Origin of the sequence: Planctomonas deserti, from assembly GCF_003067705.1 — a bacterium.
Taxonomy (GTDB): Bacteria; Actinomycetota; Actinomycetes; order Actinomycetales; family Microbacteriaceae; genus Planctomonas; species Planctomonas deserti.
Map to the genome: position 1 here is coordinate 1,120,959 of NZ_QANL01000001.1, position 24,599 is coordinate 1,145,557.

At 70.4% G+C, this 24,599-nt stretch carries 20 protein-coding genes and 2 tRNA genes; 11 read left to right on the forward strand and 11 right to left on the reverse strand.

Features of this window, described 5'->3' with window-relative positions:
* Window positions 1-66: 66 nt before the first annotated feature.
* Window positions 67-2,052: a coiled-coil domain-containing protein gene (locus DAI20_RS05115; protein WP_108249425.1), complete on the reverse strand. Its 1,986-nt coding sequence runs from the start codon at window positions 2,050-2,052 to the stop codon at window positions 67-69.
* A 720-nt stretch (window positions 2,053-2,772) separates the two neighbouring features.
* On the opposite strand from DAI20_RS05115, the gene DAI20_RS05120 reads away from it, so the two are divergent.
* Window positions 2,773-2,863: transfer RNA gene (locus DAI20_RS05120), tRNA-Ser, on the forward strand.
* A gap of 154 nt (window positions 2,864-3,017) precedes the next feature.
* On the opposite strand, the gene DAI20_RS05130 is transcribed toward DAI20_RS05120, so the two are convergent.
* Window positions 3,018-4,082 carry a LacI family DNA-binding transcriptional regulator gene (locus tag DAI20_RS05130; protein ID WP_108249426.1) on the reverse strand — a complete coding sequence of 355 codons (1,065 nt, stop codon included), beginning with the start codon at window positions 4,080-4,082 and terminating at the stop codon, window positions 3,018-3,020.
* Between the two features lie 221 nt (window positions 4,083-4,303).
* On the opposite strand from DAI20_RS05130, the gene DAI20_RS05135 reads away from it, so the two are divergent.
* The 4 genes from DAI20_RS05135 to DAI20_RS05150 all read left to right on the forward strand — a co-directional run bounded on the left by DAI20_RS05135 (window position 4,304) and on the right by DAI20_RS05150 (window position 9,285).
* Complete coding sequence (locus tag DAI20_RS05135; RefSeq protein WP_108249427.1) at window positions 4,304-5,563, forward strand: ABC transporter substrate-binding protein; 1,260 nt, start codon at window positions 4,304-4,306, stop codon at window positions 5,561-5,563.
* A 78-nt stretch (window positions 5,564-5,641) separates the two neighbouring features.
* Window positions 5,642-6,604, forward strand: coding sequence for a carbohydrate ABC transporter permease (locus DAI20_RS05140; protein ID WP_108249428.1), 963 nt, complete (start codon window positions 5,642-5,644; stop codon window positions 6,602-6,604).
* The gene (locus DAI20_RS05145; RefSeq protein ID WP_205781344.1) at window positions 6,601-7,506 is read left to right on the forward strand and encodes a carbohydrate ABC transporter permease; all 906 of its coding nucleotides are present in this window, start codon (window positions 6,601-6,603) and stop codon (window positions 7,504-7,506) included. Before DAI20_RS05140 ends, DAI20_RS05145 begins: the two co-directional genes overlap by 4 nt.
* A 3-nt stretch (window positions 7,507-7,509) precedes the next feature.
* Complete coding sequence (locus tag DAI20_RS05150; RefSeq protein WP_205781345.1) at window positions 7,510-9,285, forward strand: DUF5605 domain-containing protein; 1,776 nt, start codon at window positions 7,510-7,512, stop codon at window positions 9,283-9,285.
* Here DAI20_RS05150 and DAI20_RS05155 read toward each other — a convergent pair whose 3' ends face one another.
* Window positions 9,286-10,362, reverse strand: a complete 1,077-nt coding sequence (locus tag DAI20_RS05155; protein WP_497802630.1) for a DNA polymerase IV — start codon at window positions 10,360-10,362, stop codon at window positions 9,286-9,288. It abuts the gene before it with no gap.
* A gap of 394 nt (window positions 10,363-10,756) precedes the next feature.
* Here DAI20_RS05155 and DAI20_RS05160 point away from each other — a divergent pair, with 394 nt between their 5' ends.
* Window positions 10,757-12,088: a S1C family serine protease gene (locus tag DAI20_RS05160; protein WP_108249430.1), complete on the forward strand. Its 1,332-nt coding sequence runs from the start codon at window positions 10,757-10,759 to the stop codon at window positions 12,086-12,088.
* A gap of 96 nt (window positions 12,089-12,184) precedes the next feature.
* Window positions 12,185-12,257: transfer RNA gene (locus tag DAI20_RS05165), tRNA-Arg, on the forward strand.
* Window positions 12,258-12,343: 86 nt separating this feature from the next.
* On the opposite strand, the gene DAI20_RS05170 is transcribed toward DAI20_RS05165, so the two are convergent.
* Entirely contained in the window at window positions 12,344-13,195 is an 852-nt protein-coding gene (locus tag DAI20_RS05170) for an MmyB family transcriptional regulator (protein WP_108249431.1), read from the reverse strand.
* Window positions 13,196-13,296: 101 nt separating this feature from the next.
* Here DAI20_RS05170 and DAI20_RS05175 point away from each other — a divergent pair, with 101 nt between their 5' ends.
* A complete protein-coding gene (locus DAI20_RS05175) occupies window positions 13,297-14,043 on the forward strand; it encodes an SDR family oxidoreductase (protein ID WP_108249432.1) in 747 nt (248 codons plus the stop codon).
* 93 nt (window positions 14,044-14,136) lie between these two features.
* Complete coding sequence (locus DAI20_RS05180; protein ID WP_108249433.1) at window positions 14,137-14,499, forward strand: VOC family protein; 363 nt, start codon at window positions 14,137-14,139, stop codon at window positions 14,497-14,499.
* Window positions 14,500-14,620: 121 nt separating this feature from the next.
* On the opposite strand, the gene DAI20_RS05185 is transcribed toward DAI20_RS05180, so the two are convergent.
* Both DAI20_RS05185 and DAI20_RS05190 read right to left on the reverse strand, forming a co-directional pair.
* The gene (locus DAI20_RS05185; protein ID WP_108249434.1) at window positions 14,621-16,222 is read right to left on the reverse strand and encodes an ATP-binding cassette domain-containing protein; all 1,602 of its coding nucleotides are present in this window, start codon (window positions 16,220-16,222) and stop codon (window positions 14,621-14,623) included.
* A 464-nt stretch (window positions 16,223-16,686) separates the two neighbouring features.
* Window positions 16,687-17,397 carry an SDR family oxidoreductase gene (locus tag DAI20_RS05190; protein ID WP_108249435.1) on the reverse strand — a complete coding sequence of 237 codons (711 nt, stop codon included), beginning with the start codon at window positions 17,395-17,397 and terminating at the stop codon, window positions 16,687-16,689.
* A gap of 123 nt (window positions 17,398-17,520) precedes the next feature.
* On the opposite strand from DAI20_RS05190, the gene DAI20_RS05195 reads away from it, so the two are divergent.
* Window positions 17,521-17,931, forward strand: coding sequence for a DUF3224 domain-containing protein (locus DAI20_RS05195; protein ID WP_108249436.1), 411 nt, complete (start codon window positions 17,521-17,523; stop codon window positions 17,929-17,931).
* 265 nt (window positions 17,932-18,196) lie between these two features.
* On the opposite strand, the gene DAI20_RS05200 is transcribed toward DAI20_RS05195, so the two are convergent.
* The 4 genes from DAI20_RS05200 to DAI20_RS05215 form a co-directional block, all read right to left on the reverse strand.
* Complete coding sequence (locus DAI20_RS05200; protein ID WP_108249437.1) at window positions 18,197-19,324, reverse strand: ABC transporter permease; 1,128 nt, start codon at window positions 19,322-19,324, stop codon at window positions 18,197-18,199.
* Window positions 19,321-20,205, reverse strand: a complete 885-nt coding sequence (locus DAI20_RS05205) for an ABC transporter ATP-binding protein (RefSeq protein WP_108249438.1) — start codon at window positions 20,203-20,205, stop codon at window positions 19,321-19,323. The genes DAI20_RS05200 and DAI20_RS05205 overlap by 4 nt, the downstream gene beginning before the upstream one ends.
* A 349-nt stretch (window positions 20,206-20,554) precedes the next feature.
* Window positions 20,555-21,391, reverse strand: coding sequence for a response regulator transcription factor (locus tag DAI20_RS05210; RefSeq protein WP_108249439.1), 837 nt, complete (start codon window positions 21,389-21,391; stop codon window positions 20,555-20,557).
* On the reverse strand, window positions 21,388-22,719 hold the full coding sequence (locus tag DAI20_RS05215; RefSeq protein WP_240605880.1) for a sensor histidine kinase: 1,332 nt from the start codon (window positions 22,717-22,719) through the stop codon (window positions 21,388-21,390). The genes DAI20_RS05210 and DAI20_RS05215 overlap by 4 nt, the downstream gene beginning before the upstream one ends.
* A 109-nt stretch (window positions 22,720-22,828) precedes the next feature.
* Here DAI20_RS05215 and DAI20_RS05220 point away from each other — a divergent pair, with 109 nt between their 5' ends.
* Entirely contained in the window at window positions 22,829-23,275 is a 447-nt protein-coding gene (locus tag DAI20_RS05220) for a hypothetical protein (RefSeq protein ID WP_159084920.1), read from the forward strand.
* 309 nt (window positions 23,276-23,584) lie between these two features.
* Here DAI20_RS05220 and DAI20_RS05225 read toward each other — a convergent pair whose 3' ends face one another.
* Window positions 23,585-24,571, reverse strand: a complete 987-nt coding sequence (locus DAI20_RS05225; RefSeq protein ID WP_108249441.1) for a hypothetical protein — start codon at window positions 24,569-24,571, stop codon at window positions 23,585-23,587.
* Window positions 24,572-24,599: the final 28 nt, after the last annotated feature.

A 24,599-nucleotide genomic window follows, 5' to 3' on the forward strand; every position in this document is an offset into this window, starting at 1 on the left:
GCACGCACGAAGGCCCCCGGGGGTTACCCCGGGGGCCTTCGTGGTACTGCCGATCTAGTTGCGCTGTCAGACGAGGCAGCCGCCGAGGGCGATCGTCCCGTCGATGGCGGCGATCCGGTCGAGAACCGCCGCGTACTGGGCCTGCAGACCGGTCAGCACGGTCCTCTGCGCGGCAACCGCATCGCGGTTGACCTTCTTGGCGCTCTCCAGGGTCCGGAGGATCGCGGACTCCGTGACGATCTTCGCGTCGACGGCGCTCAGATCGGTCTTGGCGGTCGTGAGGGCCGCCTCCTTCTCGCTGATCTGCGTGTTCAACGTGTTCAGCGAGGCCTGCAGCGGGGTGAGCTGGTTCTGCAGCGACAGGATCGCGTTCTCCGCAGCGGTGATCGAGGTGTTCAGCGTGCCCAGCGTCGTCACCAGCCTGGTGACCTCACCGTTGAGGCGGCTGACCTCGGTGCTCTCGCGGGTGACCGCGGCGTCGGCGGCGGCGAGGGTGGCCTGCAGGCCCGGCAGGGCGTCCTGAAGGGCCGCGAGCTCGCCCTGCTTCGTCGTGATCTCCGCCTCGGCGGCGGTCGCGTCCCCGACCAGGCCGGGCAGTGCGGCCTCGAGCGCGGCGATCTCCGCCTTCTTGGCGGTCACCGCGGCGTTGGCATCGGTCACGGCGCTGTTCGCGGCGGTCTGGGCGGCCCTGGCGTCGGCCAGCGTCTCGGTGGCGGAGGTGACCTGCGCGTTCGCGCCAGCCAGGCTCGACTGCAGGCCCGGGAGATGCTGCTGGAGGTTGCTGCTCTCCTGCTGCTTGGCCGACAATTGTGAGTTCAGGAGAGCGAGCTGGCCCTGCAGCTTGGACAGGTCACCGTTCAGGGCGGTGATCAGTGCCGTCTTGCTCGCAGCCTGCTGCTCCGCCGCGGTGATCTGCGCCCGGAGCGCGACGATCTGGGTCTGCAGCTGCTTGGCCCGGTCGCTGCTGCTGTTCGACAGCGCCTTGCGCTCGGCCTCGAGCTTGTCGAGCTGGATCTGCAGCGCGGCGGCGTCGGCGACCGGCGTCGCGGTCGCGGCGGCAATCTCGTTCTGCTTCGCGGCGATCTCGGCGTTCTTGGTGGTGATGTCACCCTGCAGGCCGGCGATCTCGCTCTGCAGGACGGGGAGCCTTGCGGCGATAGCACCGATCTGCTGGGTCAGGCTGGTCACGCTCTGCTCGGCCAGGCGCAGGTTCTCCTCGGCCTTGACCACCGCAGCGGTCGCCGCGGCGGCGGTGGTGTCGGCGGTCTTGGCGGTCGCCTCCAGCCCCGGCAGCGCGAGGCGGGCGTCCGCCAGCTTCTTCTCCGCGGCGTCGACCGCCGCCTGAGCGGTGTTCCCCGCGGCGGTCGCGTCCCCTAGCTCCTGCGTCGCGGTGCCGATCGCCGCCACCTGGGCGTCGACGGCGTTCTGAGCCGTCGTCGCCGCCGCCGTCGCACTGTCCAGGCGGGTCTTGGCGGCGGCGAGCTCGCCCTCCCTGGTCGCCTTGTCGGCGAGGGCCTGGGTCATCTTCGAGTTCAGGTTGGCGAGCTCGGTCTGTGCGGCCGTCAGTCGTGTCTCCAGCGGCGTGATCTGGTTCACCAGCGTCGTCCTCTGCCCCTGCAGCGTCGCCAGCTCGGTGTTCGCTGCGGCGATGGCCGCGGTCAGCGTCGCCTTGTCCGCCTCGAGCTTGGTCAGCGACATCGTCGTCGTGTCGATCTTCCCGACCAGCGTGGCGAGCTCAGCGTCGAGCGCGGCGATCTCCTTCTCCGCCGCGGTGATCTGCGCCGTGAGGCTGTTCTGGGTGGTCACCAGGGCGGATCGCTCGGCGGTCAGGGTCGCGATCTGCACCGCGTTCTGCCGGGCCGCGGCCTTCAGCAGGTTCGGCTGCACGGCGCCGCGGTGCCCCAGCTGATTCGTCACCCCGTTGCAGATGCCGGCGACCGGGCTCGTCGCAGCGGTGGCAGGCGTGGCAAACATCAGCATGCCGGCGAATACACCGGGCAGGACGACGGCGGTGGTGATGCGGCGGGCGGTGTTTCTGGCGCGCGTGGACATGGCGGATCTCATTTCGGGGGGAGGGGGAGTACCTCACCGAGGAGGTACATCTTCGGGGGGAGTCAGCTGCGTCGGGCTCTTCGGTGATGCACCTGACGCATGAAGCGCAGAACAACGTCCATGCCTGGGGGAGGCGGTGCACGCGTGAGACGAGACTACGCGCGCTGTCCTCCAAAGCGGGGACCCCACTTCGGGGGTGGTGCTCGGGCCCGCACCGCAGACGGCGGACAACAGGTGCCCGAGCGCGCTTCATCGCGCCGGAAAACTACAGGGGGGCCGCGGTAGTCCTCACCGCGGCCCCTGTGTAGGCGACGAACCCCCGCTGGACACACCCAATGTCCGCGGAGGCTCGCCTATCTCACTCGGGACCAACCCGAACTGGTCGATGAGTGAGAGTTCTTCCTCACGGATCGGCGACGGACGATGTCCATGCCATCACGAACGACGCGCGTGCGGGAGGGCACGCAGCGTCGGGCGCATCGCGTCATTGGGCGCAGCATCGTGTGGTGTCGATCCTTGGGTAGAGGCGTGTGAGACGATCGGAGAAACGGCTTTCGGGGGAGCCGGTTCGAGCGCTTCCTCGGAACTCTACTTTGTCCCCTAATTGGAGGACAAGTCAGCGCGGCTGGGAATGGTCTTCGGCCTTTCCCCAGGTGCCGAATCGCGGGGGCCGCGCTCTGCCGTTATGATGGCAGTCGTGTGTCCGCTCGCGGGCGCTCGGGAGACGTCGCATAGTTCGGCCTAGTGCACCACCCTGCTAAGGTGGAGTACCCTTTATTGGGTACCGTGGGTTCAAATCCCACCGTCTCCGCGCATCGGCTCGAGACCGAATAAGCCCCTGACTCACGTCGGGGGCTTCCCTGTTTCCCGGTCGCGCAGGCATTCTCGAAGCGGATCGTCGGCCGCGATCCGCGATCCGCGATCCGCGATCCGCGATCCGCGATCCGCGATCGGCGGTCGCCGCGTCAGGACGACGGTGCGCGATCGGCCTCCGGGCGAGCCGGCGCGGTCGACTCGCGCTCGATGAGCACGGACGGCAAAACCCGCAGGTCGAGTCGCTCGCCCTTCTCGATGTGGTGGCGGATCATGTCGAACGCCACGGTGCCCAGCTCGTCGAAGTCCATGCGCATGGTGGTCAGGGGCGGCGCGTAGTACGCGACCTCCGGCATGTCGTCGACGCCGACGATGGAGTAGTCGCGCGGGGCTTCGTAGCCGCGGGACCGCAGCGCGCTGGTGAAGCCGAGCGCGATGGCGTCGTTGGCCGCGAAGACGGCGGTGAACTCGGCCGGGTCGACGGCGAGACCGGCCCGATGGCCGGTGTCGGCGGACCAGCTCGTGCCCGAGGGCCGGGGCAGCGGGGGAAGGCCGGCCTCGCTCATCGCGTCGAGGTACCCGCGCTCGCGCTCGAGCGTCTCGTTGCGGTTCTCGGGTCCCGGCACGTGAAGGATCCGCTCGTGCCCGAGTTCGATGAGGTGCCGGGTCGCGAGGAGCCCGGCCTGATGCGAGTCCAGCGCAACGGTGTCCGCGTTGGGCTGCGGAAGGCCGGAGAGGGTGACGACGGGGAACCGCTCCGAGATGCCCTCGGCGAGCTCGTCGGCGTCCCGGTACTGCGTGGCCAGGATGATGCCGTCCACCTGCAGGGACTGGAGGCCCTCGAGGCCCTGCCGCGCCTCCTCGAGCGCGCCGGGCTCGTCGAGGTCGGAGTCGATGTGCCGGATGACGATCGAGTAGTCGGTGGCGTGGGCGGCGGCGGTGAGCCCGGAGTACAGGGCGGTGATGCCGTAGTTCATGGTGCCCATGGTCATGACGCCGATGGTCTTCGTGCGATTCGCTCGGAAGGCGCGGGCCAGGTGGTTCGGCCGGTACCCGAGCTGGGCGACCGCAGCGGTGATGCGCTCGCGGGTCTCCGCGCTGACGTAGCCCGTGCCGGTGAAGTAGCGGGAGACGGTCTGAGCGGATACGTCCGCCAGGCGGCCGACGTCGGCCATGCTCGGGCGCGCGCCCGACGGTGTCTGCGGCCTGATCGACATTCCTCACCCCCCTTTCCCGATCCGGGATCTCATCCAGGCTATCGGCGTCCCGCGGCCGGGTTCCGCCCCGGCGCAGCACTCTCGCGGTGCGTGATCACGATAAGTGATCGATAACTTGACATGCCGTGAGTGATCGATAACCTATCCCACAGACGTCGCACCAGGCGCGTCGAACAACGGCGTTTGGCCCTCAGACGTCACCACAGTGGAAGGACGCAAAGATGCGTGCAGGACTCAGGCCGGCGGCGTTCGTCGCCGGTGCCGTGATGATCGCCGGGCTGACCGGTTGTTCCGGCGGCGGCTCGGACAGCGGCAAGACCGAGGTGACGTGGTTCAAGCTCACCGAGACGGCCTCGACCGCGAATGACACGATCAACGGGGTCATCGAGAACTTCGAGGAGGCGAACCCCGACATCGACATCGTCGTCGAGGAGCGCTCGACCGACGCCCACAAGGACGCCCTGCGCACGACGCTCGGCACCAACGGGGCCCCCGACATCTTCTTCTCCTGGGCCGGTCCTGGCCTGGGTGGCGAGTTCATCGAGGCGGGCGCCAGCCTGAACCTCGAGGAGTACTACGACGAGTACGGCTGGGCCGAACGCTTCTCCGAGACCACCATGGCGACCGTCACGCAGTACGGCGGCTACGACGGCGTGCCCTACACGCAGCGGGGCGAGGCCCTGTTCTACAACAAGGACCTGTTCGCGCAGGCCGGCGTGGATGCGGTGCCCACCACGTACGACGAACTCGTCGCGGCCGCCGAGAAGCTCAAGGCCGCGGGCATCACCCCGATCCAGTTCGGCGGCACCGTCAACTGGCACGTCATGCGTCTGCTCGACAGCATCCTCGAGGCGAAGTGCGGTGCGGACGGCTACCAGGCGCTCGTGACGAAGGAGGCGAGCTGGGCCGAGGAGCCCTGCGTGACAGAGACGTTCACGGAGTTCGGCAAGTGGACGAGCGACTACCTGAACCCCGGCTTCATCTCCATCAACAACGACGAGTCGAGCGCGCTGTTCTTCTCCGGCGAGGCCGCCATGGCGCTGGAGGGCGACTGGTTCAACCAATCCGTCCGTGACAACGGGATGGACGAGTCCACCGTGGGCATCTTCCCGTTCCCGACCGGGACGAACCGCCTCTACGGGTTCAACGAGAACAACTACATCACCTCGAACTCCGACCACGCCGACGAGGCCGCCAAGTTCCTCGACTACCTGACGAGCGAGGAGGCGCAGCAGGAGCTGATCGCCGCGTTCGGCAGCCAGTCCGTCAACATCAACGTGAAGCCGGAGGGCGGCAGCGAGCTCGACGCGGCGTGGGGTCCGATCTTCGAGAACGCTGAGGGCGTCTACATGAACAACGACCAGAACCTCTCGCTCGCCGAGACGACGGAGTACTGGCGCGTGCAGAACCTCGTCGCCACGGGTGAGCTCGACCCCGCGAACGCCGGCGCCGAGTTCCAGAAGTTCATCGACCAGCAGTAGCCAACGCTGCACCCGCCGGGGCGGCGTCCTCCGCCGCCCCGGCCTTCCGCACCCCCAGCACCGTCGCAAGGGATACGCATGTCCACAACCATCGCTCCGCCGGCTCCACCGGCGGGCCGCAAGCGCTCCGTCGCCCGGAAGCGGGTCGCGAAGGCCTCGCACGTCGGCTTCGTCGCCGCACTGCCGTTCCTGGCCCCCGCCCTCGCCGCCTACCTCGTCTTCGTCATCGGGCCCATGGTCGAGTCGGTCCGCCTCAGCTTCTTCGAGTGGTCCGGTTTCCAGGGCGCTCCCCAGGAGTTCGTGGGCCTCAAGAACTACGTCCGCATCTTCACCCAGGACCCCGTCTTCTGGACGGCGCTCGGGAACACCGTCATCTGGGTGATCCTCTCGCTGGTCATCCCCGTGGCGCTCGGCCTCGTGCTCGCACTCGCGCTCAACCGGCCGCTGTTCGGACGCAACGCGTTCCGCTCCCTCTTCTACATCCCCGGAGTGCTCGCGCCCATCGCCATCGCGAACATGTGGCGCTGGATGTACAACCCGAACTTCGGCGTCGGGGTCACCCTTGCCGAGATGTTCAACGCGCCGTGGCTCGCCGAGATCCAGTGGCTCGGCGACCGCAACCTCGCGCTGTACTCGATCTTCGCGGCGTTCGTCTGGCAGATCGCGGGCACCAACATGGTGCTGTTCCTCGCGGGGCTGCAGTCGGTGGCGACGGAGCACGTCGAGGCGGCCAAGCTCGACGGCGCGAACGCGTGGCAGGTGTTCCGCAACGTGACGCTCCCGGCGCTGCGCCCCGTGACGGTCGTCGTGGTCGTGCTCACGATCATCAACTCGATCAAGGTCTTCGACCTGATCGTCGGAATGACCGGTGGCGGTCCGGCGCAGTCGACGCAGGTGCTCGCCCTCTGGTCCTTCACCCAGTCGTTCGGGAACCACGAGTACGGAATGGGCAACGCCATCGCCACCGTGCTGCTCGTGATCACCCTCATCATCGTCGTCCCGTACATGGTCTGGACCGCAAGGCAGGAGAAGCACTCGTGAGCCTCTCGACCGTTCCCCCCGCCGTCGTGGACGCGGCGATGCCCGCGCCGCGCCGCCGGACCCGTTTCGGCACCGCGCGCCGCGACTACATCACCATCGGCCTGTGGCTCGCCCTCGCGATCTCGGTGCTGATCTGGTCCATCCCGATCATTTTCATGGTGTTCACCTCGCTGAAGAGCGAGGCCGACATCTTCGGAACCCCGGCCTTCGTGCCGCCCTGGTCACCGGAGTGGGGCAACTACGTCGAGGCGCTCGACCGGGGCAACCTGCTGGGTGCCGGTGCCAACAGCCTCATCATCGCCGTGTTCAAGGTGCCCATCGGACTGCTGATCTCCGCGGCGGCGGCGTTCGCGCTCTCGCGCCTGCGGTTCAAGCGCCAGCGCCTGCTCATGGGCGTCATCGCGATGGGTGCCATGGTGCCGATCCAGGTGGCGATCGCACCGCTGTTCCAGGTGATCAACGGTCTCGACCTGCTGAGCACCCACGTCGGCGTGATCCTGCCGTACATCGCCTTCGGCCTGCCGTACCAGACGTTCATCCTCTACGGCTTCTTCCGCTCCATTCCGCACGAGCTCGACGAGAGCGCGCGGATGGACGGCGCGGGCAACTGGCGCCTGTTCCTGCAGATCATCCTGCCGCTGTCGAAGCCCGCACTCGCCGCGCTGTTCATCCTGGACTTCGTGGCGACGTGGAACGAGTACTCCATCGCGCTCGCGCTGCTGCAGAGCCAGGACTCCTGGACCATCCCGCTCGCCATCCAGGGCTTCCAGTCGCAGTTCACCAGCGCGTACGGGCCGCTCAACGCCTTCACCATCATGTCCGTCTTCCCCGTCCTGATCGTGTACCTGCTGTTCCAGCGGTACTTCGTCGAGGGTGCCTTCGCCGGCGCCGTGAAAGGTTGATCCTTGCCCACCCTCACCCAGCCCACCGCGTTCACCCCGGAGACGCCGCTCTTCGAGGTGCTGCGGGATCCGCGCGGCCGCGACATCGTCTCGCGGCACCTGCCGGACCTGGTGCACTCCTCGACCCTGCACACGCTGCACAGCTACCCCGTGGGGCTCGTGCTCGAGACCGAGGCCGGACTGCTCGATGATCCCGACGCTCAGCGGGGCATCCTCGCCGAGCTCGCCGGCATCGACCGTAGCGCGCCCGCGCCGCGGCGGCAGCCGGAGCCGTTCGTCGCGCCGTCCGGGAACTACGAGGCCGCAGACACAGCCGTCGGGTCCGCGCCCGCGAGCTGGACGGAGTCGGTGCCCGCCTACGGCCGCTTCGAGCTCCGCCTCGCCGGCCCGTCCCACGGCAACCCCTTCCTCGACGTCGAGCTCTCCGCGCGGCTGGAGGGCCCGAGTGGCGCCGTGTCCGTGCCCGGCTTCTACGACGGGGACGGATCCTTCCTGCTGCGCTTCCTGCCCGAGCGGGCCGGGTCCTACTCGTTCCGCACGTCGAGCAACGCGCGGTCCCTCGACGGCGTGGCCGGCTCGTTCGACGTGACCGGCCCCGCCCCCGGCTCGCACGGACCCGTGCGGGTGGCCGACACGTTCCACTTCGCGCACGCCGACGGCACCCGGCACCGCCCCATCGGCACGACCTCGTACGTTTGGACCCACCAGGGCGACGAGCTCGAGGAGCGGACGCTTCAGACGCTGGCCGCCGGCCCGTTCACCAAGATGCGGATGTGCGTCTTCCCGAAGTCGTACCTCTTCAACGAGAACGAGCCCGAGCTGTATCCCTTCGAGGGGTCGCCCGCGGAGGGCTTCGACCTCCAGCGTCCGTCGCCGCGGTACTGGGCGCATCTGGAGCGCCGCATCGAGCAACTCGGCGAGCTCGGCATCGAGGCAGACCTCATCCTGTTCCACGCCTACGACCGCTGGGGCTTCTCGACCATGGATCCGGTGGCCGACGACCGCTACGTGAAGTACGCGGTCGCCCGGCTCGCGTCCTTCGCGAACGTGTGGTGGTCGCTCGCGAACGAGTACGACCTGCTCTTCGAGAAGGACGTCGAGGACTGGGAGCGCTTCGCCCGCATCGTGCAGGAGAACGATCCCGTCGGTCACCTGCTGTCCATCCACAACTGCCGCGACTTCTACGACCACTCGCGGCCGTGGGTCACCCACGCGAGCATCCAGCGCCGCGACATCTACAAGACGAGTGAGATGACGACGGAGTGGCGAGAGCAGTGGGGCAAGCCCGTCGTCGTCGACGAGTGCGCCTACGAGGGCGACATCGACCAGGGCTGGGGCAACATCACCGGCGAGGAGATGACGCGGCGCTTCTGGGAGGGCGCGGTGCGCGGGGGCTACGTCGGGCACGGCGAGACGTACGTGCACCCGGACGACGTCCTCTGGTGGGCGAAGGGCGGGGAGCTCCGCGGCTCGTCGCCGGAGCGCATCGGCTTCCTGCACGAGGTGCTGCGCGACGGACCCGACGTGCTCGAGCCCGCGCCACTGGACTGGGACATCCCGCGGGCCGGCGTGGAGGGCGAGTACTACCTCTACTACTTCGGGTTCAATCAGCCCACCTACCGGCGGTTCCTCCTCGATCCGGCGGTCTCGTACACGGCGGACGTGATCGACACGTGGGACATGACGGTGACCCGGCTGGAGGGCACGTACTCGGGCCGTTTCCTCCTTCCGCTGCCGGGCAAGCAGTTCATCGCCGTCCGGCTCCGCGCCGTGAGCTGATCACCAGCCGCCGCGGGTCGGAGTGTGCCCCTCCCGGGCATCCTCGGGCATGGGCATCTCCGCCCGCAGGCCGAGCAGGCGGATCTGCTTCTCGGGATCGAGCTTGTCCACGAGCTCGAGGGCGCGCGCGAGCACGGTATCGGGATCGGACGTCTCCGGGATCTTCCTCGCGAAGGTCTTCGTGACGAACGGCGCGAAGCGCACCTTGAGGGTGAGCCCGATCACCGGCCTGCCCTCCGCGGCGACATCCTCGAGCACCCGCGCCACGAGGTCCCGCACGGCGTCCCGCACCTGCTCGGGGTCGGTGAGGTTCTGCTGGAAGGTGGTCTCGCGGCTGTGGCCGCGCGCGACCCAGGGGGTGTCATCGACGACGCTCGTGCCCTCGCCCCGGCCGAGGGTGACGTACCACGGGCCCATCTTGGGGCCGAACTCCTCCACCAGGCTCGCGGGATCCGTGGCGGCGAGTTCGGCGACGGTGCTGATGCCGTGGCCGGCCAGCCGGCGGGAGATCTTGGTACCCACGCCCCAGAGGTCCACGGTCGGGCGCTCGCCCATCACCTCGAGCCAGTTGTCTGCCGTCAGCCGGAACACCCCGCGAGGCTTCCCGAATCCCGTCGCGTTCTTGGCGCGCAGCAGCGTGTCCCCGATGCCGACGCTGCAGTGCAGGGCCGTGCGGTCGAGCACGGCGCGCTGCAGGTCGCGCGCGTAGTGCTCCGGGTCGTCCGTGCGCACGCCGACGAAGGCCTCGTCCCAGCCGAGCACCTGAACGGTGGTGCCCGGTTGTGCCCGGAGCGTCGCCATCACCTCATCGGATGCCGCCGTGTAGTGCGCGGCGTCGACGGGCAGGATGACGGCGTCGGGCACCTTGCGGGCGGCGATGCGCAGAGGCATCCCGGACCCGACACCGAACGCACGCGCCTCGTACGATGCGGTCGAGACCACGGCCCGCTCGCTGGGGTCGCCGCGACCGCCGACGATCACGGGCTTGCCCATCAGCTCCGGCCGCCGCAGCACCTCGACGGCCGCGATGAACTGGTCGAGGTCGACGTGCAGCACCCACGGCGTCGTTTCGGTCACGCGACCAGTGTGCCGCGCGACGGCCCGCCCGGCGAGAAGTCGGCCGGACGCGGTGCTCTCGCTCCACGGACGCTGAGCTGTCGCTCCACGGTCGCTGAGCTCGTCGAAGCGACGCTACGTGACCCGATGCGTGGTGGCTTACGTCCCTTCGACAGGCTCAGGGACCGTGATCCACGGTTCACTCACGGTCGCTGAGCTTGTCGAAGCGACGCGACGTGCCTGTGGATCAGGGTGGGCTTACGTCCCTTCGACAGGCTCAGGGACCGTGTGACCCGGTTCCGCGCGCCGCTCACAGGGCTCGCATAGGAACGCTTGGCGGCCGCCAATCGTGCTCATCGACCGCTCATAGGGTGCGGGACTTTCCTCGTCTCAGCAGGAACGAGGAAGGATCACCATGAACGAGACACAGGACACCCAGCCCGAGGCCGAGCCGGCCGAGACGCCGACCCAGACCACGCCCACCCCCACGGTTCCCACGGTTCCCACCGCAACCGCAACCGCGACCGCGACGCCCGCGGCGCCCGCCCGCCCCTGGTACCGGCGGAGGACGTCCGTCATAGCGGGAGCCGCGACGTGTGCGCTCGCGCTCAGCGCCGGCGGCTTCGGCATCGGCTACGTGGCGCACGGCGTCAGCGACGCCGTCGTAAGCGCGGCCGGCGGCGGCACGATCACGGCCGTCGCGCCGGACACGGTGCCTCAGGCGCCGTCCCTCGGCTACTACCCGGGAACCTACGGGTACGACCCGTACGGCTCGTCGGGCACCGGCGACTCCGGGTCCGGCGCGACCGGAGCGTCGCAGCAGACCCTTCCGGTTGCCGCGACCGACGCCCAGGAGACCGGCGTCGTCACCATCGTCTCCGACCTCTACTACGGTCAGGGCGAGTCCGCGGGCACCGGCATCATCCTGGACTCCGACGGAACCATCCTCACGAACAACCACGTGATCGAGGGTTCGACCAGCGTCGAGGTCACCGTCGAGTCGACGGGGGAGACCTACGAGGCACACGTCGTCGGCACGGACGCGACGAACGACGTTGCCGTGCTGCAACTCGATGGCGCCTCCGGCCTGCAGGCCGCCACGATCGACGACGCGGGTGCGGTCGCCGTGGGCGACGCGGTCACGTCGGTCGGCAACGCCGAGGGCACGGGAGACCTCGTCGCCGCGACCGGCAGTGTGCTCGACACCGACGAGAGCATCACCGTGGCGGACGAGGCGACGGGCGGCGGGGAGAACCTGGCCGACCTCATCATGGTGAGCGCCTACGTCGTGTCGGGCGACTCGGGTGGCCCCCTCGTCGACGCGGAGGGAGAGGTGATCGGCGTCGTCACCGCGGCGTCGTCCGGCTCGACCGTCGTGACCGGCTACGCCATCCCGATCGACACGGCACTGGCCGTGGCCGACCAGATCGAGTCGGGCGTCGAGTCCGGCACGGTGGAGATCGGCACCCCGGCGTTCCTCGGCATCGCGCTGGCCGGAAGCGACGCACAGGCAACGGGCGGTGCCCCCGTCGGTGGCGTACTGACCGGCGGTGCCGCGGAGTCCGCGGGTCTCGCCGCCGGCGACACGATCACGTCCGTCGACGGCATCGCGATCACCGACTCCGCCGCTCTCAGCGCGGCGATCGCGGCGCACGAGCCAGGTGACAGCATCGACGTCGGCTGGACGGACGCCTTGGGCGCCGCGCAGCAGGCCACCGTCACCCTGGCGGCGGGACCGGCCGCCTGACCGGTGCCCGGACCGGCCTCGATTCGCGGCAGGCGGGCATTGCATGTATCCTCGACCTTGGCCTTCTGCCGGGGAACCCGGCATCGAGCAGGTCACGCGCCCGTAGCTCAACGGATAGAGCATCTGACTACGGATCAGAAGGTTGGGGGTTCGAATCCCTCCGGGCGCACAGATCAGCCCCGCTCGTCCTCGGACGAGCGGGGCTTTTTCGTTGCCGCGACAGCGGTGATCACCGCCCGGCGAGGCTCCCCGCACCTATCGATCGCCCGCGGGGGCGAACCGCTGCTGACCGACGACCGCGAGGAGCGCGAGCTTCTCCGCCGCCTCGGTGCGAGGCGCCGCCGTGAGCACCAGGAGCGCCTGGCCCTGGTCCTCGGTGAACAGGGCCTGACAGCCGAGCTCGATGTGCCCGAGCTCGGGATGGATCAGCGTCTTGTGGTCGTCGAAGCGCGTCGCGACGGCGTGGCTGTCCCACACGGCGGAGAACTCCGGGCTCCGCTTCTGCAGCTCCCGCACCAGGGTGCCGGCCCGCGAGGACTCGCCCTCGGCACCGTAGGCGACCCGGAGACCGGCGACCTGCGCCTGGCCCTGTCGGTCGCGATCGGCCTCGGGATACAGCTCGCGCTCGGCCGGGTCGGTGAACCACCGATACACGCTGCTGCGGGCGAGGCCGGTGTGGGCGGAGTGATCGCTGAGGAGGGCCACGGCAAGCCTGTTCTGCATCAGCGTCTCGCCGAGGCTGGACAGGATGAGGGCCGGGGTGTCCTCGAGCCGATCGAGCACGCGCAGCAGCCCGGGTGCCACGTGGGTGTCGAGGGGAGTGCGGCGCGGGGCGGAGTGGTCGGCGAGCCGGAAAAGGTAGTCGCGTTCGTCGTTGCTCAGCCGGAGCGCCCGCGCCAGTGCGGCGAGGATCTGCTCCGACGGCTGCGGCCCGCGTGCCTGCTCCAGCCGCACGTAGTAGTCCGTCGACATGCCGGCCAACCCGGCGACCTCATCGCGGCGCAGTCCGAGCACGCGTCGGCGCGAGCCCGGGGACAGCCCCACGTCCTCGGGACGCAGCCCGTTGCGACGGGTGCGGAGGAAACCGGCGAGCGCGGGACGGTCCATCCGCTCATTATCGGCGCCGCACACGGGCGGAGGGAGGGACCGCCGGTCCTACGACAAGGCGTCCTCACCCGCGGAGGTTCGACGGGCCCCAGGCTCGAGGCATGAACATCACCGGAAACACCATCTTCATCCCCGGCGGCACCAGCGGCATCGGACTCGCCCTCGCGCTGCGGTTCCAGGCCGCGGGGAACACCGTCATCGTGGGCGGACGCCGCGCCGACCTGCTCGCTCAGCTCGCCGAGGAGCACTCCCTGGCGACCGTGGTGATCGACACCACGGATGCCGACTCCGTGCTGGCCGCGCGGGACGAGGTCCTCGAGCGCCACCCCGAGCTCAACGTGCTCATCGCGATGGCGGGCATCATGGCCGTCGAGGACGTGCGCGGCCCGCGCTTCCTGTCGGAGGCCGAGCGGATCGTCGACACCAATGTCGGCGGACCGCTGCGCCTGGTCTCCGCGTTCCTCGACCACCTGCAGACCCGACCGGATGCGACGCTCATGACGGTCTCGTCCGGTCTCGCGCACACGCCGCTGGCCGCCACGCCGACCTACAACGGCACGAAGGCGTTCATCCACCAGTTCACCGAGAGCATCCGCCTGCAACTCGCCGGCACCACGGTGCAGGTCGTCGAGCTGGTCCCGCCCGCGGTGCGGACCGAGCTCCTTCCCGGTCACTCGGAGAACGAGCACGCCCTCCCGCTCGACGCGTTCGCCGACGAGGTCATGACCCTGCTCGGGACGCAGCCGGATGCCACGGAGATCCTCGTCGAGGCCGTCAAGTTCCTCCGATTCGCCGAGATCGAGAACCGCTACGACGCCGCCGTCGCGGTACTCAATCCGGCCGCGTAGGTCGATCCGATCGTACGGGGCCCGCGCTCGCTCGCCCTCCGCGTGCGTCGGCCCTCTCTTGTCGGGGCCGATGCCGCGGGGTTGGATTACGGCATGAGAATTGCTCGACAGGTCGTCGTGTTCGACGCCGCAGACCTTGCCACCGAGAGCACGTTCTGGGCCCGGCTCCTCGAGGGCACGGTCGAGGCGGACGACGACTGGCACACGGTGCTCGTCGACGGCGAGCCGCGAGTGGCGGTGCAGCTGGCGCCGAACCACGTGCCGCCGGACTGGCCGGACGGGGAGCCGCAGCAGGTTCACCTCGACCTGTACGTCGACGACGTGAACGAGGCGCACGAGGAGGTCCTCGCGCTGGGCGCCCGGCTGCTGCGGGCTGCGGAGGACACCGGATCGGACGAGGGCTTCCAGGTCTACGCGGATCCCGCCGGGCATCCGTTCTGCCTCTGCTGGGCCTGACCGTATCCGATCGCGCTCGGATCGCGCCGGGCCTGCGCCGTGGCCTGATCGGCGACGGGCCGGATCCTGAGCGTGGGCCCGATCGGCGCACCTCCTTCTCGTCGCCATTCCCGCCCCGGGGTCACCCCTCCGGCCTGATGCCGCCGTCCGCGTCGAGAGCGAGCACGGTGTCCAGGTCCAGCCGCGCAAGGAAAGCGTCGTCGTGGCTCACGATCAGCAGGGCGCCGTGGTAGCTCCGGAGGGCGTCGACGAGCTGATCGACGCTCTGGATGTCCAGGTTGTTCGTCGGTTCGTCGAGCACGAGCAGCTGCGCGGGAGGCTCGGCGAACAGCAGCCGGGCCAGGGAGACGCGGAAGCGCTCACCGCCGGACAGCGTGCGCACCGGGCGGTGCACGCTGTCCCCGCGCAGCAGCAGGCGCGCGAGCCGGTTCCGGATGATCCCGGGCGCGACCTCCGGCGCAGCCGCTCGCACGTTCTCCAGCGCGCTTGCATCCTCATTCAGGTCGTCGAGGCGCTGGGGGAGGTAGCCGACCCGGTCGGTCAACAGGGCCGCTCCCGCCGCCCCCGGTCGGGCCGGTCGGCGAAGGATGAGGTCCTCGAGCAGTGTCGTCTTGCCCACCCCGTTCGGCCCGACGAGCGCGACGCGTTCGGGGCCCTGCAGCACGTACGTGCGGTCCGTGCCGCGCAGTTCCGCGATGCGGCGGCCGCGGGAGACGCCGGGGTCCGGCAGCTCGAGGTGGATGTGCTCGTCGTCGCGCACCCGCGCCTCCGCCGCGTCGAGCGCCTCCTGCGCCGACGCGATCCGCGCAGCCGCCTCCGTGCGCATCCTGCCCGCCGTCACCTCGCCGTCGGACCGCCACTGGTTCAGCACGATCTTCGGCGCGCGCCGGTTCTCCCTGTTCGTCTTGGCGGTGCGGGCCTTCCGGGCGAGCTTCGTCTCCGCCTCGATGCGCTGGCGCTTCTCCACCTTCACGGCCTGCTCCGCGGTGCGGGCGGCCTGGGCCGCGGCGCTCTGCTCCCGCTCGAGGTTCTCCCGCCAGGCGCTGTACGGGCCACCGAACACGGTGAGCCGGCCGCCGTGCAGCTCCGCTGTGTCGTCCATGTGCTCCAGAAGCGAGGTGTCGTGGCTGACGATGACGAGCGCTCCCGGCCAGGTCGTCACGAGCCCGGTCAGTCTGGTGCGCGCGCCGCGATCGAGGTTGTTGGTCGGCTCGTCGAGGAGCGTGATCGGCGTGCGACGGAGGCGCAGGCCGGTGATGGCGACCAGCATCGCCTCGCCGCCGGAGACCTCGTCGACCCGACGGTCGAGGTCGGCCGCGCTCAGCCCGACCTCCCGGAGGGCCTCGTCCGCGCGGGTCTCGATGTCCCAGTCGTCCCCGATGGCGTCGAAGTGGCGCACGTCCACGTTCCCCGCCTCTATGGCGCGCAGCGCGGCCAGCGTTTCGGCGATGCCGAGCAGCTCGGCGACCGTCGTCTCGTGCCGGAGCGTGAGCGTCTGCGGCAGATACGCTACGTCGCCCGTCGTCGTGATCCTCCCCGTGGTCGGGGTGAGGATGCCGGCGATGAGCCGCAGCAGCGTGGACTTGCCCGCGCCGTTGGCGCCGACCAATCCGGTGCGGCCGGTGCCGAAGCTGCCGGAGAGTCCGCTCAGCGCGGTGCTGCCGTCCGGCCAGCGCAGGCCGACGTCGGACAGGGTGATGGATGCGTTCTTGGTGAGGGACACGGTGCTCCTGAGGTCTCAGCGGGGCGCTGGGACCGGAGCCGGGTGCGGCGATCGACGGTCGTCAGCGCACGGATAGCGGCGCGAAACCCTCGATGCCCGTCACTTCATCACCTAACGTCAGGAACAGGAGCCCGCCCAATCTGCCAGGAAGCGCGGGCGTGCGCAAGAGCGGATGTGTGTGCTTGCTTCCGAGCTGCTGCCTCCTAGGATGCCCCTGCCCAGGCAGGAGGTTTCTGCCCAGCTAAAAGCTGCGCACGATCCTTCTGCCTGGGCAGGGGCAAAGAGTCGGCGGCTCGTTAGTCGGCCTTCCCCTGTTGCTGCCCAGGCAGGAGCTCACGTCTCCGCTGTCGGCCCTGCTTCCCCCGCTTCCTCCTGCCCCTGCCCAGGCAGGGGCATGCTGCCCAGCTTCAACCCGCGCACAATGCCTCTGCCTGGGCAGGGGCGGGGGATGCGGGAGGGAAGGATCAGCGACGGCGGGTGGGCCGCACCGACAGCGTCTCCACGGTGCCGCGCGGCGGCAGATCGACGACCGTGCGTACGGCCGCCGCGACGTCTTCGGGAGCGAGGAAGTAGTCCGTGTCGTACGTCTCGCCGAGCTTCACGGTGAGGGCGCGCTGCATGTCGGAGTCGGTGCGCCCCGGGTGGATGCTCGACACCCGGACGCCGTGCGGGCGCTCCTCCTCCCGCAGCGCGTCAGTCAGCGCGCGGAGCGCGAACTTCGAGGCGCCGTAGATGCCGCCGCCGGGTCCCGAGACGAAGCCGGACCCGCTGTTGATCGCGACAACGATCCCCTGGCTCGCCCGCAGCGCCGGGAGCGCGAGGCGGGTGAGCTCGGCGACGGCGAAGACGTTGACCTCGAACACCCGGCGCCAGGTGTCGATCGGGGTGTCGGCGATCCGGACGCCCTCCTCGACGCCCGCGGAGTGCACGAGCACGTCGAGGCGTTCGGGTAGCTCGGGGATGGGATCGGCGGCGAGGTCGCCGACGAATGGCTCGGCCGACGGCAGGGCGGCGACGACGGCGGCCACGTGATCCGCGCTCCGCCCGCCGACGAGCACGTGGTGGGTGCGCCCGAGCTCCTCGGCGATCGCCCTGCCGATGCCTCGCGTCGCCCCGGTCACGAGCGCGACCGGGCGTCCACCGGGCGCGGTCGAGGTCTGCTCGCCATCCGTCATGCGTCCAGCCTAGGCGGCGAGAAATCGGCGTCGCCGCCGTGCGGAGCCGGCGCGGCGAGCGGGGGCTGTCGAGATCGAGCCGGGTGATCGCGCGGCGTCGGCCGCCGGGTCTAGAGTCCTGCCATGCGCGCCACGGGAATCTTCACGGTCAAGGACTTCGCACCGGCATCGGTGTTCGCGGAGCCGCCCATCCGCGCGGCCCTGGACATGTCGGTCGCGACGATGGAGAAGGAGTACCACGGCGCGGTCGAGGGGCGGTCGGCGACCATCTTCACCTCCGCGTTCGACCCGGAGCTCGGTGTCGGCACCTACGTCGCCATGGAGGCGTTCGAGGGGTCGCTCGACGGCAACGAGGGCACGTTCGCCTTCGTCCACTCCGCATCGACCAGCGGATCCGAGCGAGCGAACGAGTACTTCCTCATCGTGCCGGGCAGCGGCACGGGCGGACTCGCGGGGATCACCGGCGCCGGGTCGCTCGAGGTCGACGAGGACGGAACCCACCACATGACCTTTGAATACACCCTCGCCTCCTAGGTGAGTATCCGCGTCCCCCGCCACTCGGCCCCTGCCCAGGCAGGAGGCCCGTGCCCAGGTTGAAGCTGGGCAGGATGCCTCTGCCTGGGCAGGGGCAGGCGGCTGGGGTGGGCACGTGGGTGGACGGGCAGGATCCCTCTGCCTGGGCAGGGGCAGGCGGATGCGGTGGGCACGCGGGCGGACAGACGCGCACACGGGCAGACACGGTGACGGCCCCGCGACCCGAAGGTCACGGGGCCGTCACCGGTCCGTCGCGTCGCGGGTACTACCGGCCGCGGAGCGCGTCCATGAGCTTCACGCGGCCGCCCATCCGCAGCAGCGAGTTCGAGTAGATGCGCGAGCCGATCACGATGGTGACCGCGGTGGTGGCGAGCAGGATCAGGAGCGACGCGATCGGCTCCCACCACTGCGCCTCGCCCAGGAACAGCCGCATGGGCATGCCGACCGGGGCCGAGAAGGGCACGTAGGACATGATCCCGAGGACCGTGGAGTTGTCGTTGAACAGGATGACCAGGAAGTAGGGGATCATCACGAGCATCGTCACGGGGGAGGTGACCGCGCCGACGTCCTCCTGGCGGGAGACGAGGGATGCGGTCGCGGCGAACAGCGCGGCCAGCAGCACGAAACCGAACAGGAAGAACACCACGAACCACAGCACGGCCGGTCCGACCGCGGAGAGCAGAGGCGTCTGCTCGGTCACGAGCAGGCCGATGGTCGCGATCACGGCGATGAGCGCGATCTGGCCGAATGCGAGCACGCTGTTCCCGATCACCTTGCCTGCCAGCAGGGCGCGCACCGGCACGGTGGACATGAGGATCTCGACCACGCGCGTCTGCTTCTCCTCCACGACGCTCTGGGCGATGGTCGCCCCGAATGTCATGGCGGACATGAAGAACACGAGCCCGAATGCGAGCGCGACGAGGTAGGCGAGGAACGGGCTCTCGGCGGAGTCGTCGAGCAGCTCGACCGGCGGCGTCAGGCTGAGGGCCTGCACCACGTCGACGGGCGGCGCGTCGTCGGCGATCACCAGCACGCCCGTGCCGTTGTCCGCCGAGTTGTCGGGGACCACCGCGGCCTCGACCTCGCCGCTGCGGACCAGCTCCCGGGCCTCGTCCTCGGTGCCGACGCTTTGCGCCTCCAGCGCTTCCGAGTCGGCGACCGCGCGCTCGGCCGACCCGACCACGGCCACGGTGATCCGGTCGACGCCCTGCTGGCTCTGGAACCCGCCGATGACGACGGATGCCAGCACGCCGAGCAGCAGGATCGCCGTGCTGATGAGGAACGACTTGCTCCGCAGTCGCATGGTGATCTCGCGGCCGGCGACCAGTGCGGTGACCTGCTGGAGGGTGGGGCCCGACGTCTTCGCGGGGCGGGTGTTGGTCGTGGTGCTCATCGGACTACCTCCGTGAAGATCTCGGTGAGGGAAGGGCGCTGGCGGGCGAAGTCCACGACGGCGCCGTGGCAAAGGGCCTGGTTGAGCACGCGCTGCCGGGCGGCCTCATCCTCGGCCTCGAAGAGGGCGTAGCCGCCGTCGAAGTCGAGCACGGTGACGCCGGGCATGTCGCGCACCCAGCCCGTGTCGCCGTCCAGTAGCAGCTCGGTGACGTTGCGGCTGTGCTCCTCGCGCAGCTTCTCGCGCGGGCCGGCGGCACGGATGATGCCGTCGGCGATCACCACGACGTCGTCGCAGAGGCGTTCGACGATGTCGAGTTGGTGCGATGAGAACAGCACGGGCACGCCCATCGCCGCCCGCTGCTTCAGCACGGTGAGCACGACCTCGACGGCCATGGGGTCGAGGCCCGAGAAGGGCTCGTCGAGCACGAGCACCCGTGGCTCGTGCACGAGCGCCGCGGCGATCTGCGCGCGCTGCTGGTTGCCCAGGGACAGGGTCTCGACGGCGTCGTTCAGGCGCTCGCCGAGTCCCAGCTGCTCCAGCAGCGCGGTCGCGTTGGCGGTGGCCTCCCGTGCGCTGAGCCCGTGCAGGCGGGCGAGGTACACGACCTGCTCGAGCACCCGCATCTTCGGGTACAGCCCGCGCTCCTCCGGCATGTAGCCGAACAGCCTGCGGCTGTCGGCGTCCAGGCGCTCGCCCCCGAGCGACACCGAGCCGGAGTCGGCCGAGAGCACGCCGAGGATGATGCGCATCGTCGTGGTCTTACCGGCGCCGTTGCCGCCGACGAAGCCGGTGAGCCGGCCGGGGGAGACGGTGAAGCTCACATCGGTGAGCACCTGTCTGCCGCCGAACGACTTGGTGATGTGGGAAACCTCGAGCACGTCGATCCTCCTGTGAGCGTGTGGCGAGTTGATGCCTCAACGCTAGGAGCGCGGCCCCCTGCGCCGCGTCCGCCGGACGGCGGAAATCCGCTCCGCCGCGGTCTCGCCCGAGAGGCGGAGACTCCCGCTCACCCGTGCTCCGCCGCACGGCCCGCGCCTCCCTCCCCGTGATGTTCCAAATTCAGGCTGTGCTGCGACACGCCGCGTTTCGAGGCGCTCAGGTGCGGCGTGTCGCAGCTGAACCTGAATTCGGAACAGAGCTGGGACCTGGGGAAGGCGGGGCGGATCCGGCGGAGCGGGGCCGGCGGGGCAGATTCGGTGGGGTGGGGCTGGCGGGGGCTGGCGGGGTTCAGGCCGGGTCGGCGCCCGGGACGACCACGCCGTGCTCGTATGCGAACACCACGGCCTGCACGCGGTCGCGCACCCCGAGCTTCAGCAGCAGCTTGGAGACGTGCGTCTTGACGGTGGCGTCGCCGAGGTAGAGGCGGGACGCGATCTCGGCGTTGGTGAGGCCCTCGGCGAGGAGCCGCAGCACCTCGAGCTCCCGGTCGGTCAGGCACGCCACCTGCTCGGGCAGCCGGTCAGGAGTGCCGGCCCCGGTGGGGGCACCGGACGGCGCGGAGCCGGAGGGACCGGACCCGACGCCGGAGCCCGATGAACCAGCGCCGACGCCGGAGCTCGACGCCGATCCCGCTGCCGGGGCCGATCCCAACCCACCCGCCGTGGGCACAGCGGGTGCGGCGCCGACGCTGGACCCGGGCCCGAAGCGCTCGATGACGCGGCGGGTCACGTCGGGGGAGAGCAGCGCGTTGCCCTGAGCGACAACGAGCACGGCCTCGATCAGCTTCTCGGGGCTGGAGTTCTTGAGCAGGAATCCGCTCGCCCCCGCGCGAAGGGCGCTGAACAGGTAGTCCTCGTTGTCGAAGGTCGTCAGCATGAGCACGCGCGAGGCGGACTCCGGATCGGCGGCGATGATCCGCGTCGCCTCCAGCCCGTCCATGCGGGGCATCTGCACGTCCATGCACACCACGTCCGGGCGCAGCTCGCGGGTCAGCTCGACGGCGCGCAGGCCGTCGGCCGCCTCGCCGACCACCTCGATGCCGCCGCCGCTCTCCAGGATGATGCGGAAGCCGGCCCGGACCAGGTCCTGATCGTCGACGACGAGCACGCGCACGGTGTCGCTCACGCGCCGACCTCCTCGCGCACGGGGACCGGGAGCACCGCGCGCACGACGAAGCCGCCGCGCTTCCGTGGGCCGACGGTGATGCTGCCGCCGACCGCGGCCACCCTCTCGCGCATGCCGATGTGCCCCAGACCGCCGCCGCCCTGCTTCGGGCCGTTCGCCGCACCGGTGCCGCCGTCGCTGACCTCGACCTCCACGGACTCGGCCATGTACCGCAGCCGCACGTCGACCGGTGCCCCCGCCCCGGCGTGTTTCCTCGCGTTCGTCAGCGACTCCTGCACGACGCGGTAGATCACCAGCTCGACCGTCGGCGGCAGCGGGCGCGGCTCGCCGATGCTCTCGAACGTCACCGGGTGTCCCGCCGTGCGAGCCTCCTCGAGCAGCTCGGGAAGCTGGGCGATCCCGCGCGTGCTCGCGCTGATGCTCGCGGCCTCCGTGTCGGCGGAGCCCGGGGTCTCCTCCGGCTGGCGCAGGGCGCCGAGCAGCCGATGCAGCTCGTCGACGGCTCCCCGGGCGCTCGACTCGATCACGGAGAGCGAGGTGCGGGCCTGCTCCGGGTTGCTCTCGAACACGCGACGGGCGGCGCCGGCGTGCACGCCCATCAGGGACACGTGGTGAGCCACGACGTCGTGCAGCTCACGGGCGATGCGCACCCGCTCGAGCGCCACGGCCTGCTCCGCAACGCGCTCCCGCTCGACCATGAGTTCCGCAGTGCGCTCCTGCAGGGCCGCGCGATCGCGGGCGGATTGCCATGCCCGGGAGCCGAAGTACCAGGCGCCGCCGAAGTAGAGGAGGTTGGTGATCACCTGGATCAGCCCGAACGCGATGACGGGGTCGAGGATCGCGCCCTCCCTCGCCTCGGGGAAGGCGTCCGGAGCGAGCGTGTTGGCGCTGGCGCCCTGCACCAGGGACGCGAACAGCCAGACGAACATGCCGAACACGATGACGCCGCGCACCACGAGCGATCGGGTGCGGATCCTGTCCCAGGCGCCCACCGTGTACAGCGCCATGAAGAGCGAGATGTTGGCGAACAGCAGCTCGGGCACGTGCAGTTCGCCGCCCGCGACGAACGCCGCCGCGATCACGAGGGACACGGACTCGGGGAAGACCCGGCGGAACGCCAGGGGGACGGTCACCGCGACGACCCAGAGGGCGGTGACCCAGAGCTCGGGGCGGTCCTCGAAGTAGCCGACCGAGTCGTAGATGCTCGTGCTGACGGCCGTCGCCACGAGCATGACGGCGGCGAGGATCAGGTCGTTCCGGCGCTCCGCCGCCGTCGGGCGGTCCCGCTGCCAGAAGGGTCCGAGGGGGTCGGCTGTCACGGCGGTCATCCCTACACGGTACCGAGCGGCATGGCCGCCCAGCATCGGCCGAACGGGGGAGGGATCACCCGATCGGCGGATGCTCGTGAGAGGTTCGGTGCCGGGTGTACCGTGCAGCATGACGAGCGGATCGGGGAGCGGTTCGGGCAGGCCACGGTGGCTCACCGCCGTGCTCGTCGCCGGTGCCGTGCTCGTCGTGGGCCTCGTCGGATTCCTGCTCGCCCTCGCCCTGGACGCGAACCGCGACTGGATCGATCCGATCACCGCGGTGTGCTCCGTGCTCGGCGCCGCCCTCACAGCGATCGCCACCTTCGCCGCCCTGTTCGCCGCCCAAGACAGCCGGGAGACGTCGCGCCAGGCCCGGCAGCTCTCGATCGCGTCGCTGCGCTCGGAGGAGTCGAGCCTGTCGGCGGAGCGTCGGTGGCTCGAACGGCCCGCGGATGCCAGCGCGGCGGGCGGCGGTCGCCGGTCCGCGCTGCCCAGCGACGGCGGGCAGCAGCCACGGCTCCGCGAGATCGACGAGCGCCTCTCCCAGATCCGCCGAGCCCTCGGCGACGGGGACTGACCGCTCACCCCGCGGGGAGCTCGCCAGGCGCCCTGCGTCCCTTCGACAGGCTCAGGGACCGTGGGGTCACCGTTCCCGGGCGGGGCAGTGGGTACGGTCGCTGAGCTCGTCGAAGCGACGTGGGGTGTGTCTCGAAGATCGTGGAGCGTCCCTTCGACAGGCTCAGGGACCGCGGGAGTCGCGCCCCGCGGGAGGGCGTGACTCCCGCGCGGGGCGGTGGATACGGTCGCTGAGCTTGTCGAAGCGACGTGGGTCGTCTTCCCGAGGTCGCCGTCCCTTCGACAGGCTCAGGGACCGTGGAGGCTCGCTTCAGTCAGCGGTGAGGCGGGAGAGGCGGCGGCGGGCCCGATCGAGGGAGTCCTCCGCGTCGGCGACCGACTCGTCCGCCTCCTCGCGGTTCGTCTCCAGCCGGTCCGCATCCGCGTCGGCCGACGCGATCGTCCGCTCCAGCTGGGCGACCTGCTCGCGCAGGTCGTCGAGCTCCGCGGTCAACCGTTCCCGCCGGGGGCGGAGCCTCTCTATGCGCCTCTGGATCGCATCGAGCTCCGCACGGGCCTCCTCGACCTCGCGCTCGGCGGACTCGACGGCGCGCTTGGCGTCTGCCCGCTCCCGTTCCAGCCGCCGGCGCTCCTCCTTCTCCCGCCGTGCCGCCTCCTCGGCGGCGGCACGCTCGGCGGCGGCGTCCGCCGCGGAGCCGTCGTCCCGTCCCGAGCCACGCGCCTTCCCGCCGGACGTTGCCGCCGTCTTCTCCGCGCGTCGCGAGGCGAGCGACGTCACCGGTGCACGCCGCCCCTCGGGTAGGGCGACAGCGCCGTCCAGGTCCACCGCCTCGATGCCGTTCGACGACAGCGAGCGCAGCAGCCTGCCGGTGCGTACAGCGTCCGCCGCATCCGGATCGGCCATCGCGGCCTGCAGGGTCTGCTCCACCTCCGCGACGGCGGGCTTGCCGATGGGGCTGCCGAGCTCGTCCGCGAGCTGCTCGCCCTCGTGGGCGATGGCGCGGATGAGGTCGTGCCGCAGCCGGGACTGCTCCCGCAGGCGCTTGCTGTCGAGGTCCTCCTGCGCCTTGCGGAGCGCCGCCCCGAGGTCCGCGACCTGGTCGATCACCTCGGCCCGGTGCCGGGCGAGCATGTTGACCGCCCAGGCGGCGGCGGAGGGCTTCGACAGCCGGGCGATCTGCTGCGCCAGCTCGCGATCGCCCTCGGCTCGCGCGGCCTTCGCCCGATCATTGCGCGTGGCGGTGAATCGGTCTGGTGTGAGCGCGTAGAGCTCGTCGGCGACGGTCAGAAGATCCACGGGGGCGACCTCCTTCCAGCGGGGGCAT